Annotated in this window: 13 protein-coding genes; all 13 read right to left on the bottom strand. The window is 69.4% G+C overall.

The window, feature by feature from the left end; translation table 11 throughout:
- Positions 1-18 precede the first annotated feature (18 nt).
- A complete protein-coding gene (gene msrA, locus ASG27_RS23560; protein ID WP_156370938.1) occupies positions 19-561 on the bottom strand; it encodes a peptide-methionine (S)-S-oxide reductase MsrA in 543 nt (180 codons plus the stop codon).
- Positions 562-654: 93 nt separating this feature from the next.
- Positions 655-1,518: an isocitrate lyase/PEP mutase family protein gene (locus tag ASG27_RS23555; protein WP_056412333.1), complete on the bottom strand. Its 864-nt coding sequence runs from the start codon at positions 1,516-1,518 to the stop codon at positions 655-657.
- Between the two features lie 5 nt (positions 1,519-1,523).
- On the bottom strand, positions 1,524-2,930 hold the full coding sequence (locus ASG27_RS23550; protein ID WP_056412028.1) for an FAD-dependent oxidoreductase: 1,407 nt from the start codon (positions 2,928-2,930) through the stop codon (positions 1,524-1,526).
- Positions 2,927-3,565 carry a cysteine hydrolase family protein gene (locus tag ASG27_RS23545; RefSeq protein WP_056412027.1) on the bottom strand — a complete coding sequence of 213 codons (639 nt, stop codon included), beginning with the start codon at positions 3,563-3,565 and terminating at the stop codon, positions 2,927-2,929. Before ASG27_RS23545 ends, ASG27_RS23550 begins: the two co-directional genes overlap by 4 nt.
- Positions 3,562-5,604, bottom strand: coding sequence for a hydantoinase/oxoprolinase family protein (locus ASG27_RS23540; RefSeq protein WP_056412024.1), 2,043 nt, complete (start codon positions 5,602-5,604; stop codon positions 3,562-3,564). Before ASG27_RS23540 ends, ASG27_RS23545 begins: the two co-directional genes overlap by 4 nt.
- Positions 5,601-7,316 carry a hydantoinase B/oxoprolinase family protein gene (locus tag ASG27_RS23535; protein WP_056412021.1) on the bottom strand — a complete coding sequence of 572 codons (1,716 nt, stop codon included), beginning with the start codon at positions 7,314-7,316 and terminating at the stop codon, positions 5,601-5,603. The genes ASG27_RS23540 and ASG27_RS23535 overlap by 4 nt, the downstream gene beginning before the upstream one ends.
- Positions 7,309-7,812: a LeuD/DmdB family oxidoreductase small subunit gene (locus tag ASG27_RS23530; protein ID WP_056412017.1), complete on the bottom strand. Its 504-nt coding sequence runs from the start codon at positions 7,810-7,812 to the stop codon at positions 7,309-7,311. Before ASG27_RS23530 ends, ASG27_RS23535 begins: the two co-directional genes overlap by 8 nt.
- Positions 7,809-9,086: a 3-isopropylmalate dehydratase large subunit gene (locus ASG27_RS23525; protein ID WP_056412014.1), complete on the bottom strand. Its 1,278-nt coding sequence runs from the start codon at positions 9,084-9,086 to the stop codon at positions 7,809-7,811. The genes ASG27_RS23530 and ASG27_RS23525 overlap by 4 nt, the downstream gene beginning before the upstream one ends.
- Positions 9,083-10,042: a tripartite tricarboxylate transporter substrate binding protein gene (locus tag ASG27_RS23520; RefSeq protein ID WP_056412012.1), complete on the bottom strand. Its 960-nt coding sequence runs from the start codon at positions 10,040-10,042 to the stop codon at positions 9,083-9,085. The genes ASG27_RS23525 and ASG27_RS23520 overlap by 4 nt, the downstream gene beginning before the upstream one ends.
- Before the next feature lie 15 nt (positions 10,043-10,057).
- Positions 10,058-10,825: an ABC transporter ATP-binding protein gene (locus ASG27_RS23515; protein ID WP_235503905.1), complete on the bottom strand. Its 768-nt coding sequence runs from the start codon at positions 10,823-10,825 to the stop codon at positions 10,058-10,060.
- The gene (locus tag ASG27_RS23510; protein WP_056412006.1) at positions 10,822-11,583 is read right to left on the bottom strand and encodes an ABC transporter ATP-binding protein; all 762 of its coding nucleotides are present in this window, start codon (positions 11,581-11,583) and stop codon (positions 10,822-10,824) included. Before ASG27_RS23510 ends, ASG27_RS23515 begins: the two co-directional genes overlap by 4 nt.
- Positions 11,573-12,544 (bottom strand): branched-chain amino acid ABC transporter permease, encoded by a 972-nt coding sequence (locus ASG27_RS23505; RefSeq protein ID WP_056412005.1) that lies wholly within the window; start codon positions 12,542-12,544, stop codon positions 11,573-11,575. Before ASG27_RS23505 ends, ASG27_RS23510 begins: the two co-directional genes overlap by 11 nt.
- Entirely contained in the window at positions 12,541-13,413 is an 873-nt protein-coding gene (locus ASG27_RS23500; protein ID WP_056412002.1) for a branched-chain amino acid ABC transporter permease, read from the bottom strand. The genes ASG27_RS23505 and ASG27_RS23500 overlap by 4 nt, the downstream gene beginning before the upstream one ends.
- Positions 13,414-13,502: the final 89 nt, after the last annotated feature.

The raw sequence follows: 13,502 nt of genomic DNA, 5'->3' as shown, positions 1-13,502 counted from the left end.
TGCGGGGGCTGTGCGCGGCTATGCCTTCACATACCGCGCAAACGTCTTCCTGAACTTCTCCACCTTCGGCCCCACCACAAACGCGCAGTAACCCGCATTCGGGTTCCGCGCAAAGTAGTCCTGGTGGTAGGCCTCGGCCGTGCTGTAGTTCTGCAGCGGCTTGACCTCGGTGGTGATGGGCGCGCCGAACAGCTTGTCCTGCGACATCTGGCGGATCATCGCGTTGGCTGCCTCGCCATCCTCGGGCTTGTCGAAGTAGATGCCGCTGCGGTACTGCGTGCCCACGTCGTTACCCTGGCGGTTGAGGGTGGTCGGGTCGTGGGTGTGGAAGAAGATTTCCAGCACTTCTTCCAGGCTGATCTCGTCGGCGTCGTACGTCAGCCGCACCACCTCGGCGTGGCCGGTGTCGCCCTGGCAGATCTGCTCGTAGGTGGGGTTGATGGTCTGGCCGTTGGTGTAGCCGCTTTCCACGTCGGTGATGCCGCGCACGCGGTCGAACACGGCCTCGGTGCACCAGAAGCAGCCGCCGCCCAGGGTGATGGTTTGAAGGTTCTGTGCCATGTGGGTCTCCATGCGATGAATGGTTTCAGAGGCATGGTACGCGGCAGCCGGTAACGCAGTGCGGGCGGGGGCATTGGGCCGCCCGCTGGTTCGTCATTCGTACTGTCTGCCCTGCTCCATCAGCTCGGGCGTGCCGATCAGCGCGTTGAGCCCGTCGAAGTCCAGCATGCGCTCCTTGAAAGGCGCCGTGGTCTGGTGCGTGTGCAGGCTGGCGTAGTAGCCCTGCAGGGTGTGGGCCACCGCCCGCGCCGTGCCGCCAGGGAAGATGGCGATGCGAAAACCGCGCTGGCCCAGCTCCTGCGCGCTTTGCACCGGGGTCTTGCCGCCCTCGACCATGTTGGCCAGCAAGGGGATGCGGTGGGCAAAACGCTGGCAGGCGGCGTCCATCTGTTCGGGCGTGCGCAGGGCTTCGATGAAGAGCGCATCCACACCGCACTCCAGGTAGCGCTCGGCCCGGTCGAACGCGGCCTCGATGCCCTCGACCGCCAGCGCGTCCGTGCGCGCCAGGATCAGGATGCTGGCGTCGCGGCGGGCGTCGAGCGCGGCGCGCAGCTTGCCGCACATCTCGGCGGCGGGCACCACGGTCTTGCCGTCCAGGTGGCCGCAGCGTTTGGGAAAGCCCTGGTCCTCGATCTGCACCATGGCCGCGCCCGCACGCTCGAAGCCGCGCACCGTGCGCTGCACGTTCAGCGCGTTGCCAAAGCCGGTGTCGGCATCCACGATGACGGGCTTGCGCACCCGCTCGGTGATGCGCGCCAGGGTGTCTTCCACCTCGGTGTAGGTGGTCAGGCCCACGTCGGAGCGGCCCAGCCGTGTGTAGGCGATGGAGGCGCCGGAGAGGTACAGCGCCTCGAAGCCGGCCTGCTCGGCCACCAGGGCGCTCAACGCGTCGTAGATGCCTGGGGCCAGAAGGATGTTCGGCTGCTGCAGCCGTTCGTGCAGGGTCATGGCAGTCATGGCGGTCATGGTTTGGAACCCGTAGGGGGACGAAGCAGATGGGCGGCGGTGTAGGCCGCCAGGTAGCCGCCGGCCACGGCGCTCAGCAGGCCGTTGCCCGAGAGGTAACCCCAGACGGCATCGCCCGAGACACCACGCGCCGCGCCGCCTGCGGCCAGCAGGTTGGGAAACGGGCGGCCCTGGGTGTCGAGCACGCGGCACTGCGCGTCGATGTCGAGCCCGCCCTGGGTATGGAACAACGCGCCGGTGACCTTGACGGCGCAAAACGGCGCCTGCAGCGCTCGCGTGCCCGGGCGGGGGTACGGGCCCTGCCCTGCCAGCGTGGCCGCCAGCGCGGTGTCGTCGCAGCCTATCAACGCCGCCAGCGCCTGCACGCTGTCGCAGTGCTTCACCGCGCCCGCGGCTTCGGCGTCGACGAAGTCCGGAAAGCCGCGCGCCAGGGCCAGAATGGGCGCGTCGAACACGTTCCAGGCCACGCCGCCCGGCTGGGCCAGCACATGCACCGAGGCCTCGGAGTAGCCCTGTGTCTCGTCATGAAAGCGACGGCCCTGCGCGTTGACCTGCATGCCGCCTTCCATCATCAGCGCCCACGAGATCAGCGCGCCCTGCGGTATGGCCCACGAGCCGTGGCCCTGGTAGCCACCCAGGTCCGCCAGGCACGCGCCCAGTGCGCGGCCCCAGGCGATGGCGCTGCCGTCGTTGCCGGTGTGGCCGGCGAACAGGGCGTCGCGCATTTCGGGCAACAGTTCGCGCACCATGGCGGCGTTGCCGCCGAAGCCGTTGCAGGCCAGGATGACGGTGTCGCACGACAGGTGCTCCAGTGTGCCGTCCGGCCGCTCGTAGCCCACGCCCAGCAGCAGGCCGGTGTCGTCGGCCCACAGCTCGCGCACGGCGGCGTCGGTGACCAGGGGAATGTCGGCGGCCGCCACCGCGTTGGCCAGCCGGCCCATCAGGCCCACGCCGGTTTTCTCGGGCACGGCGTGCATGCGCCGCACGCTGTGGCCGGGGTACAAGAATCCATCGAGCACCTGCCACTCCAGGCCGTGGCGGTCCTGCAGCGCATCGAGCGCGGGGCCGATGGCGCGGGCGTAGGCCTGCACCAGTTGCGGCGCTGCCCTGCCCTTGGCCTTGGCGGTGATGTCGGCGGCAAAACGTTCGGCGCTGTCCGCAATGCTCAGGTCCTTTTGCACTTGCGTGCCCGGTGCCGGGATGAAGCCTGAGGACAGCGCTGATGAGCCCGTGGGAGTGCCGTCGCGCTCCAGCACGGCGCAGTCCACACCCAGGTCGTGCAGCATCAGCGCCGCGGTCAGGCCGCAGGCGCCACCGCCCACGATGGCGACAGGCACATGGTTGTCCCGCGCGGCCGCCGGCATGCTGTCGGCGCGGCGGATGGTCGGCAGCGTGCTGCTCATGGCGTGCCTGCAGCCAATGCGGCGGTGAAGTCGTTGCAGGTCAGCACCTGCGCCACGGTAGCCATGTCCGCCAGCGCGGTGTCGTGCACCTCCTGGCGGAAGGCGGCACAACCGTCGGACAGCACCAGGGTGCGGTAGTCGCGCATGTGGGCGTCGCGCACCGTGCTGGCCACGCCGCCGTTGGTGACGATGCCGCACACCGCCACGGTGTCGATGCCCGCGCGGCGCAGCACCCAGTCGAGCTGGGTGTTGAAGAAAGCCGAATACGCCACCTTGCACACCGCCACATCGACCCAGGGCGCAATGTCGGACACCATGGCCTGGCCCGCGCTGCCCGGCGCGAAGTCGCCGCGCCGCAGGAACGGGCGCAGGGTCTTGAGGTGGGGCGAGATCATGGGTTCGCCCTGCGCATCGGGCCACAGGGTGAACTGGCTGCCCACCACCATGCCGCCCGCGGCCTTCAGCGCCTGGGCTACGGCGGCCACGCGCGGCGGCAGGGCCTGGGCGGCAGCGCTCACCGCACCGCCCCGGGCATAGGCGCCCTCGGGTGCGAGGAAGTCGTCCTGCAGGTCGATGATGACCAGTGCCGTGCGGCGCAGGTTCAGCGGGGACAACGTTGTGGCGCTGCTGCTCATGCTGCACGCACCAGCAGGTTGCCCAGCGTGTCCACCGTGGCATGAAAGCCCGGCTCCAGCCACACCGTGGTGTCGGGCTGCTCCAGGATGGCGGGGCCATCGATGCGGGCGCCCACCGGCAGGTCCAGCCGCGCGTGGCGCGCCGCGTCCCACCACTGGCCGGCATGGAACACGCGCTGCACACCCAGCGAGGTGTTCAGCGTGGTCGACTGCGGTGCCAGCACCGTGAGGTCGAACTTGGGCCGCACGCCCACGCGGGCGTAGCGCAGGTTCATCACCCGCACGGCAATGCCGTCGAGCACCCGGCCGAAGGCAGCGCGGTAGGCGGCCTCGAAAGCGGCCTGGATGCCTTCGCGGCTCAGTGCCTGCGCCGCCAGCGGCACCTGCACGGTGTGCGTCTGCCCGGCGTAGAGCATGTCCAGCGCAATGATTTCCTGCACCTGCACGAACTGCACGCCCGCCGAGTCCAGGCGCTGCTGGCAGGCGGCCGACAGGGCCTGCACGCGCTCGCGCAGGTCGGCCACGTCCAGCTCGGCCAGGGGTTTGTTCAGGGTCTGCACCGCGTCGTGGCGCATGTCGGCCATCACGCAGCCCAGGGCCGAGGTGACGCCGGGGTAGCGCGGCACGATGCCGGTGCCCACGCCCACCTCGCGCATCATGGCGCACACGTGCAAAGCGCCGCCACCGCCGAACGGCATGTAGGCGAACTGGCGCGGGTCGTGCCCGCGCTCGATGGAGACCACCCGCACGGCGCCGGCCATCTTGGCGTTGGCCACCGTCAGGATGGCTTCGGCTGCGGCCATCACGTCCAGGCCCAGGGGCTGGGCCACGTGGGTGTCGATGGCGTCGCGGGACTTGGCCGCATCCATGGCGGCCAGCAGCCCGCCGCCCAGCGGCCGGTCGGCCGCGATGCGGCCCAGCAGCACGTTGGCATCGGTCACCGTGGGGCGGGTGTTGCCGCGCCCGTAACACGCGGGGCCGGGCACGCTGCCGGCCGACTCGGGGCCCACCTGCAGCATGCCGCTGGCGTCCACCGACGCAATGGAGCCGCCGCCCGCGCCGATGGTCTCGATCTGGATCATGGGCGAGCGCACGACCATGCCGAACTCGATGGCGGTCTGAGCGGCCAGGGCCGCCTCGCCACCCGCCACCAGCGACACGTCGAACGAGGTGCCGCCCATGTCGCCGGTGATCGCATCGGGGAACCCCGCCGCCCGAGCGATGGCCGCGCAGGCGATCACGCCCGCCGCCGGGCCCGACAGTGCGGTGCGCACCGGCACGTCGCACGCCGTCTGGCGCGACATCACGCCGCCATTGCTCTGCACGATGAGCAGCTCGCCGCCAAAGCCTTGGGTGCGCAGGTCGCCCTCCAGCCGCTCCAGGTAGCTGCCCACCACAGGCTGCAGGGCGGCATTCAGCGTGGCGGTGGAGCAGCGCTCGAACTCGCGGATCTCGGGCAGCACCTCGCTGGCCGCGGTCACGTGCGGGTTGGGCCAGAGGCTGCGCACGGCAGCCACGGCCGCCTGCTCGTTGGCCGGGTTGGCGTAGGTGTTGATGAAGAACACGCAGACCGCCTCGCAGCCTGCGTCCAGCAAGGCCTTGGCCTGGGCTTTCACCTGGTCCAGATCGACCGGGGTGTGCACCGATCCATCGGCCAGCACGCGCTCGTCCACCTCCAAGCGCAGGTCGCGCGGCACGATGGGCTCGAAGCTGCCGCGCAGGCCCCAGGTCTGCGGGCGGTCGCGGCGGCGCATCTCCAGCACATCGCGAAAGCCGCGCGTGGTGATGATGCCGGTGCGAGCCACCTTGCGCTCCAGCAGCGCATTGGTGCCCACGGTGGTGCCGTGCACGATGGTGGCGATGGCCGAGGCCGAATCCGCCACCCGCGCCACGCCGTTCATGAAGCCGCGTGCTTCTTCCCCCCGGGTCGAGGGCACCTTGACGATGCGAGCACTGCCGTCGGACTCGTCCAGCACAAAAAGGTCAGTGAACGTACCACCCACGTCCACACCCACCACAAAGGAAGCCTTGCCGCTCATGCTGCGCCTTTCATTGCTGCTGCGCTGTTGTCCGCCACCACATAACCCATCGCCTCGTCGCTCTGGCGCGCTGCTGCGGCCCGCGCCGACGGGGCCCCGTAGCCGCCGCCGCCGGGCGTTTCCAGCCGCACACGCTCGCCTTTTTTCAGCTGGATGCCGATCATCTTGGAGCGCATGGTCGGCGTCTTCCACTCGCCCGCGTTCTCGTAGCTGAAGACGTTCATCGCGGCCTCTTCGCCTCCGGCGATGCCCTGCGGTGCGGCCTTGCCGCGCTCGCCGAAGATGAAGACTTCGGCGTCTTGCTCCAGCAGCTCGATCTCGTAGATGGCGCCCAGGCCACCGCGGTGCTGGCCGTCGCCGCCAGAGCCGGGGCGCAGCGCCCACTGTGTGAAGCGCACGGGGTAGGCAGCCTCCAGTATTTCGAGCGGCGGGATGGTCGCCGTGGAGATGGGTGCATTGCCGTGGCTCATGCCGTCGCCATCGGAATGCCCGCCGTGGCCGCCGCCGAAGAAGCTGAACATCACCCAGCGTTGGCCTTTGCGCGCGGGGTCCGTGCGGTGTCCGGCGATGGACAGCGCATTGATGGTGCCGTAGGCCTGGGCCATGGCGCGCTCGGGCGCGGCCAGGGCCGTGGCGCTGAAGATCACGTCGATCATGCGCAAAATGGTCTCGGTGTAGCCACCCACCGGGCGTGGGCGTGCGGCGCTGATCACCAGGCCGTCCGGCAGCACGAAGTCCACCGCATCCAGCACGCCGGCATTGGCGGGCACGTCCGGGAACAGGTGCTTCAAGGCCACGTAGCAGGCCGCGATGGCCGTGGCCCGCGAGATGTTCACCGGCCCGGCGCACTGCGGCGAGGTGCGCGAAAAATCGAGCGTGAGGCGGTCGCCTGCCACCGTCATGTCCAGGGCGATGGTCAGCGCCTCGTCCTTCACGCCGTCGTTGTCCAGCATGTCGCTGAAGCTGTAGCGCCCATCGGGCAGCGCCGCGATGTGCGAGCGCATGAGCTTGACGGCACGCGTGCGCAGCTCGCCCATGGCCTGCAGCACCACGGCATCGCCATACTGGTCCAGCAGGTCGTTCAGGCGGCGCTCGCCCAGGTCCAGCGCGGAGAGCTGTCCGTTCAGGTCGCCCCACAGGCTGTCGGGCAGGCGGGTGTTGGCTTTCAGGATGGCCAGCACGTCCTCGTCCAGCGCACCGCCGCGCACGATGCGCACGGGCGGAATCTGCACGGCCTCCTGCCAGCACTCGGTGGCGGCGGGGTTGTAGTTGCCGGGCACATTGCCGCCCACGTCGTGCCAGTGCGCTGCAGACGCCAAAAAGCAGTACAGCTGGCCGTTGCGAAAGAACGGCCGCACCAGCTTGAAGTCGTTGGCGTGCGTGCCGCCCTCGTACGGGTCGTTGAACAGCCAGGTGTCGCCCTGCGCCATGCCGCCACGCTCTGCGGCGATGCGCATGGCCGCGCGCACCGCAAAGGCCATGGCGCCCACGAACACCGGCAGGCCCGACTTGCCCTGCACCAGGGTGTCGCCGCTGACCGCGTCGTACAGGCCATGGCAGGCGTCGTGCGCCTCGGCGATGATGGGGTTGAATGCGCTGCGGTACAGCGTGGCATCCATTTCATCGGCCACCTGCTCCAGCCGCCCGCGCAGCACGGCCAGGGTGACCGGGTCCATCGATGATGTTGCTGTCGCTACCTTGTTGTCAGCCATTGACGGCCTCCTTGCCAAATCGGGCGCGCAGCTGGTTCAGCAAACCGCCGGCGCGCACCATGTCCATGAGAAACGGGGGAATCGGATCGCACGCCAGGCGCGTGCCATCCGCAGTGATCACGGCGGGGGCCTGCCAGTCCAGGGCGACCTGCTCACCCTCGGCCATCTTGTCCGCCTCGGGGCAAGTCAGCAGCAGCAACCCCAGGTTGAAGGCGTTGCGAAAGTACAGGCCGCTGAACGACGGTGCAATGACCGCCACAACACCCAGCCGCACCAGCACGGCAGCCGCCTGCTCGCGCGACGAACCGATGCCGAAGTTGGGGCCGGCCACGATCACATCGCCCTGGCGCACGCCGCCCACGAAGTCCAGGCGTACGGATTCGAGGCAGTGGCGGGCCAGCACGTCGATACCGTGCTTCATCGCGTGGCCGGGGGCCAGCACATCCGTGTCGGTGTCGGCGCCCAGCTTCCAGACCCTGTGTTGTGCGGCGCTCATGCCAGCACCTCGCGCGGGTCGGCAATGTGCCCCTGCAAGGCCGAAGCGGCCACGGTGTAGGGCGAGGCCAGGTACACCTGCGCCGTGGCCGAGCCCATGCGGCCCTTGAAGTTGCGCGCCGTGCTGGAGATGACGGTGGTGCCGTCGCCCACCGTATCGCCATAGCCGGCGCAGGCGCCGCAGGTGGTGGGGAACAGCTCGGCCCCCGCGTCCTCCAGCACCTGCAGCACGCCTTCGGCGCGGGCTGCGGCCTGGTCCTGCTGGCTGGCCGGGGCCACCATCAGGCGCACGCCGCGGGCCACGCGGTGGCCGCGCAGCACGCTGGCGGCGGCGCGCAGGTCGTCGAGTTTGGCGCCGGTACACGCGCCGATGTAGGCCACGTCGATGCGCGTGCCGGCATGCTGGTCCACGGCGGCCGTGTTGGCCGGGCTGTGGGGCGCCGCCACCTGGGGCGCCAGGGTGTCGGCATTGAAATCGTGGCGGGTGAGCGGCGCGCCGGGGTCGGTCACCCAGGCGTCCAGGCCTTGCAGGTCGGCCTCGGGCACGCCGTGGACGGCCAGCCAGTCGTGCGTGGTCGCGTCGGGGGCGATCAGGCCGGCCTGCGCGCCCAGCTCGGCGCTCATGTTGGACAGGGTCATGCGCTCCTGCATCGACAGGGCCTGTACTGCAGGCCCGGCAAACTCCACAGCCTGGTACTGGCCGCCGTTCATGCCGAAGCGCCCGACCATGTGCAGCATCATGTCCTTGGCGGTGACGCCAGCGGCCAGCCGCCCGGTCCAGTGCATCTGCAGGGTGTGGGGCACGCGCAGCCAGATCTCGCCGGTGACCACCACGCCCAGCATCTCGGTGCTGCCGATGCCGAACATGTAGGCACCGAACGCCCCGCCCGTGGGCGAGTGCGAGTCGCCCCCCACGCAGAACATGCCCGGGCGGATGTGGCCGTGCTGCGGCACCACCACGTGGCAGATGCCCTGGCCGTCGTAGACGTGGGGCAGCGCCTGCTCCTTGGCCCATTCGCGGGCGATGCGGACAATGCGGCGCGATTCGTCATCGCGCTCGGGCAGGTAGTGGTCCATGACCAGCACCACGCGCGACTTGTCCCAGATGCTCGCGCCCAGCTCGTCGAGCATGGGCTTGAGCCGGCGGGGGCCGGACGAGTCGTGGAACATGGCCAGGTCGACCTGGCAGTTGACGATCTCCCCGGGCGTGACGGCGGTGTGGCCGCTGGCGCGGGCCACCAGCTTTTGCGCCAGGGTACTGGGGGCGGTGGTCATTCGGGCTTGGCTCCGGCAAAACGCACGACCTTGGCCCAGCGCGGGATCTCGGCCTGCACGAAGCGCGCGAATTCCTCAGGGCTGTTGCCTACGGGCACGGCGCCTTCGGTCTCCAGGCGTTTTTTGACCTCGGGCGTGGCAATCGCCTGGCGGGCCGCGTCGCTCAACTTCTTGGCGAGCTCTGGGTTCATGTTGCCGGGGCCGAACAAGCCGAACCAGGCGCTCGACTCGTAGCCGGGCAGCACCTCGGCGATGGCCGGCACGTCCGGAAAGGCCGGCAGCCGCTTGGCGCTGGTCACGCCCAGCGCCTTGAGCTTGCCTGCGCGGATCTGCGCCTGGGCGTTGCCCACGGCGGCGAACATCAGCTCCACCTGCCCGGCCAGCACGTCCTGCAGCGCGGGCGCGGTGCCGCGGTACGGGATGTTGACGATGTACGCGCCCGACTGCATCTTGAAAGCGTCGCCTGCCAGGTGCAGCGACGAGCCCACGGCGCCGATGGCGAAGTTGAGCTGGCCCGGCCTGGCCTTGGCCAGTGCGATCAGCTCGCGCACATCCTTGGCCGGCACCGCGGGGTTGGCCACCAGGATGGACGGCGAGGTCGCCACGCAGGTCAGCGGCGTGAAGTCCTTGATGGGGTCGAACGGCAGCGACGGGTACAGGCTGGCATTGATCGCGTGGCTCGTGAAGCTCATCAGCAGCGTGTTGCCGTCCGGCGCGGCCTTGGCCACCGCGTCTGCCGCGATGTTGCCGCCCGCGCCCGGGCGGTTTTCCACCACCACGGTGCGGCCGAGCTGGCGACCCATCTCGGTGGCCAAGTTGCGCGCCAGCGTGTCGGTGGAGCCACCGGCAGGCGCGCCCACCAGGATGCGGATGGGGGCATTGCCCTGGGCCAGGGCCCGCCCGAGCGGAAGCACGGCGGGCAACGCCAGCAGCAGTTTTCGGCGTGGAATGGTCATGTGGTTGTCTCCTTCTCAAAGGCCCAGATAGGCCCGGCGCAGTTCGTCGCTGCGCAGCAGTTCGTCGGGCGCGCCGGAAAAGCGGATGCTCCCGTTTTCCATCACGTAGGCACGGTCGGCGATCTCCAGCGACTGGCCCACGTTCTGTTCGACCAGCAGCACCGCCAGGCCCGTGGAGCGCAACTGGCGGATCAGGCCGAACATCTCTTCGACCAGCAGGGGCGACAGGCCCAGCGAGGGCTCGTCCAGGATCAACAGGCGCGGCTCGGCCATCAGGCCGCGGCCGATGGCCAGCATCTGCTGCTCGCCCCCGCTCATGGTGCCGGCCAGCTGTGCGGTGCGCTCCTTCAGCCGCGGGAAGGTGGCGAACACCTTGTCGATGTTCTCGGCGCGGCGCTCCCGGGCGCGCGAGAAGCTGCCGAGCGACAGGTTTTCCAGCACGCTCAGGTTCGGGAAGATCTTGCGCCCCTCGGGCACCTGGATCAGCCCGGCCTTGACGACCTCGGTGTAGTGCGCACCGCTCAGGTCGGCGCCGCCAAAGGCCACGCGCCCGGCCCAGGCCGGGTAGATGCCGCAGACCACGTTGTTGAGCGTGGACTTGCCCGCGCCGTTGCTGCCCAGCAAGGCCACGGTTTCTCCCGGGTTCACCTGCAGGTCCACCCCGCGCAGCACTTCCACACGGCCATAACCGCCGCGCAGGCCGGCAATGTCGAGCAACGGTGCGGCTGCGGATGGCGTGGGCGATGGAGTGGACGGTGGCGAAGAAGAAACGGCGGTGCTCATGCGGCCTCCTTCGCAGCAGCCGCGCGCAGGCGGGCTGCGGCGCCGTGGCCGAGATACGCCTCGATCACGCGCTCATCGGACGTCACCACGCCCGGGCTGCCCTCGGCGATCAACTGGCCCTGCGCCAGCACCCACACGTGCTCGGCCAGGTTCATCACGGCCTGCATCACGTGCTCGATCATCAGCACCGTCACGCCGCCCTGGGCAATGCCACGCACCACGGGAATCATCTCGGCAATCTCCTGGGGGTTGAGGCCGGCCAGCACTTCGTCCAGCAGCAAAAGGCGCGGCCGGGTGGCCAGCGCCCGCGCCAGCTCCAACCGCTTGCGCCCGGCCACGGTCAGGTCGGATGCGGGTTTGTCCAACTGCGCCGTCAAGCCCACGCGCGCCGCCACCTCGGTGGCCAGCGCCAGCGCCGCCGCGCGGCGCGGCTCGTGCAGATGGGCGCCCACGGCGATGTTCTCGCGCACGGTCTGGGCGGCAAAGGGCTGCACGATCTGGAAGGTGCGCGCCATGCCCAGCCGGGCATTGAGGTGCGGCGCCTGGCCGGTGATGTCGCGCCCGGCGAACTGCACCGTGCCCGCGTCAGGCTTCACGAAGCCGGTCATCAGCGCGAACAACGTGGTCTTGCCGGCGCCATTGGGGCCGATCAGCGCGGTGAGCGAGCCTTCGGGTACGGTGAGGCTCACGTTCTGCACGGCCTTCAGGCCGCCGAAGGACTTGCCCAGCCCCGTCAGAGTCAGCAGGTCATTGGCCATGGCGGCCTCCCGAACGTTTCCACAGATGCACCACCGACTGTCCCAGGCCTGCGATGCCGCGCGGCAGGAACATGACGATGACCACCAGCACCACCCCGTAGATCACCATGTTGATGCCGGGCAGTTGGCCGAACAGGTTGCGCGTGAGGTCGGCCAGCACGTGCAGCACCAAGGCGCCCAGCACTGGCCCCCAGATGGTGCCGATGCCGCCCACGATGGCCGCCACCAGGGCTTCCACCGAGGTCACCGAGCCGTAGGCGATGCCCGGGTCGATGTACTGGAACACCTGCACATAGAACGCCCCTGCCGCCCCCATGAAGCCGCCCGACAGCGCGATGGCGCCCATCTTCACGGTGAACGGATTGACGCCGATGGCGCGGGCCGCGTCTTCGTTGTCGCGCACAGCCTGCAGCCAGGCACCGAAGCGAGAGTTCTTGAGCCACCAGCTGGCCAGCAGCGCCAGCGTGACCAGCGACAGGATCAGGAAGACATAGCCTTTGCGCGAGCCGAACTGCATGTTGGCCACCGATTCCTTGAGCGGCAGCATCAGGCCCACGCCCGCGCCGGTGAAGGGCACCGACAGCGCCAGGATGCGAAACACCTCGGCAAAAGCCAGGGTGACCAGCGCGAAGTACGATCCCTTGAGCCCGTAGCGGAACGACAGCCCGCCCACGAACAGCCCCACCAGCGCGCTGCCGCCCACGGCCATGGGCAGCGCCACCCAGGCGTTGATGCCGCCCTGCATCTGCGCAATGGCCTGGATGTAGGCGCCCGTGCCGAAGAACAGCGCATGGCCGAACGAGAACTGCCCGCCGAAGCCGCCCAGGATGTTCCAGGCCTGCGCCAGCAAGGCGGCATACAGGGCCATCATGATGAAGTTCAGCAGCACGCCGGAGTCGGACGCGAAGGTGATGGCCGACACGGCCAGCGCGAAGAGCGCGATGGATGCGAGCTGCTTCATTGACGGGCTCCAAACAGGCCCTGCGGGCGAAACAGCAGCACGGCGATAAAGATGGCGAAGATGCCGATCTGCCCCAGCGATTCGCCCAGGTACAGGCCGCCCAGCGACTCCACCACGCCGATCAGCAGCCCGCCGACCAGCGCGCCCGCAAAACTGCCCATGCCGCCGAGCACCACGATGGTGAAGGCCACCAGCACGAAGCCGCTGCCCACCTGCGGGTTGACGTAGTAGGCCGGCAGCAGAAAGCACGCGGCCGCGCCCAGGCAGGCCAGGCCGATCCCGAAGCTCATGGCGTAGACATGGTCCACATGGATGCCCATGAGCTTGGCGCCGTGCTTCTCGCGCGCCACCGCGCGGATGGCCCGGCCCAGGTCGGTGCGCCCCACGATCCACAGCAGCAGGCCCGATACGACCAGCGCGCCAGCAAAGGACACGAGCTTGGGCAGCGCGATCATCGCCGGGCCGATGGCCACGGTGGTGAGGGTGTAGCTGGTCTCGATGGTGCGCGTGTCCGACTTGAAGAACAGCAGCGCCAGGTTCTCCATGACGATGGAGATGCCCAGCGTGACGAGCAGGATGTTCTCGTCCTTGCCGTGGCTGGCGCGGTTGATGACCACGCGCTGCAGCACGTAGCCCAGGGCGAACATGCCCGGCACCACGATGGGCAGCGCCAGATAGGGGTCGATCCCCCAGTGCTGCTTGAGCAGGTAGACGGCGTACAGCGCCAACATCAGCGACGCGCCGTGCGCGAAGTTGATGATGTGCAGCACGCCGTAGATCAGTGTCAGGCCCAGGGCGATCAGCGCGTAGACCGCGCCGGTCGTCAGGCCGTTCAGGACCGAGGGGAAGAGGATGCTGAGATCGAACATGGGTGTGGTGTGTCCGGCTGTTCAGGCAAAGGCGCGGCCTGGCACCAGGTGCTCTGGCGCCGCGCTGGCGGTTGCAGGCATGGCCGGAG

The organism is Acidovorax sp. Leaf191, assembly GCF_001424425.1.
In the GTDB taxonomy this organism is placed as follows: domain Bacteria; phylum Pseudomonadota; class Gammaproteobacteria; order Burkholderiales; family Burkholderiaceae_C; genus Acidovorax.
The sequence above is the reverse complement of the archived record's forward strand: the minus strand, read 5'-3'. Positions and strand labels throughout refer to the sequence as shown.

What these genes read in the sequence shown, in the direction of transcription:
- msrA (WP_156370938.1), bottom strand. Translation starts at nt 561, where the DNA reads ATGGCACAGAACCTTCAAACCATCACCCTGGGCGGCGGCTGCTTCTGG.
- ASG27_RS23555 (WP_056412333.1), bottom strand. Translation starts at nt 1,518, where the DNA reads ATGACTGCCATGACCCTGCACGAACGGCTGCAGCAGCCGAACATCCTT.
- ASG27_RS23550 (WP_056412028.1), bottom strand. Translation starts at nt 2,930, where the DNA reads ATGAGCAGCACGCTGCCGACCATCCGCCGCGCCGACAGCATGCCGGCG.
- ASG27_RS23545 (WP_056412027.1), bottom strand. Translation starts at nt 3,565, where the DNA reads ATGAGCAGCAGCGCCACAACGTTGTCCCCGCTGAACCTGCGCCGCACG.
- ASG27_RS23540 (WP_056412024.1), bottom strand. Translation starts at nt 5,604, where the DNA reads ATGAGCGGCAAGGCTTCCTTTGTGGTGGGTGTGGACGTGGGTGGTACG.
- ASG27_RS23535 (WP_056412021.1), bottom strand. Translation starts at nt 7,316, where the DNA reads ATGGCTGACAACAAGGTAGCGACAGCAACATCATCGATGGACCCGGTC.
- ASG27_RS23530 (WP_056412017.1), bottom strand. Translation starts at nt 7,812, where the DNA reads ATGAGCGCCGCACAACACAGGGTCTGGAAGCTGGGCGCCGACACCGAC.
- ASG27_RS23525 (WP_056412014.1), bottom strand. Translation starts at nt 9,086, where the DNA reads ATGACCACCGCCCCCAGTACCCTGGCGCAAAAGCTGGTGGCCCGCGCC.
- ASG27_RS23520 (WP_056412012.1), bottom strand. Translation starts at nt 10,042, where the DNA reads ATGACCATTCCACGCCGAAAACTGCTGCTGGCGTTGCCCGCCGTGCTT.
- ASG27_RS23515 (WP_235503905.1), bottom strand. Translation starts at nt 10,825, where the DNA reads ATGAGCACCGCCGTTTCTTCTTCGCCACCGTCCACTCCATCGCCCACG.
- ASG27_RS23510 (WP_056412006.1), bottom strand. Translation starts at nt 11,583, where the DNA reads ATGGCCAATGACCTGCTGACTCTGACGGGGCTGGGCAAGTCCTTCGGC.
- ASG27_RS23505 (WP_056412005.1), bottom strand. Translation starts at nt 12,544, where the DNA reads ATGAAGCAGCTCGCATCCATCGCGCTCTTCGCGCTGGCCGTGTCGGCC.
- ASG27_RS23500 (WP_056412002.1), bottom strand. Translation starts at nt 13,413, where the DNA reads ATGTTCGATCTCAGCATCCTCTTCCCCTCGGTCCTGAACGGCCTGACG.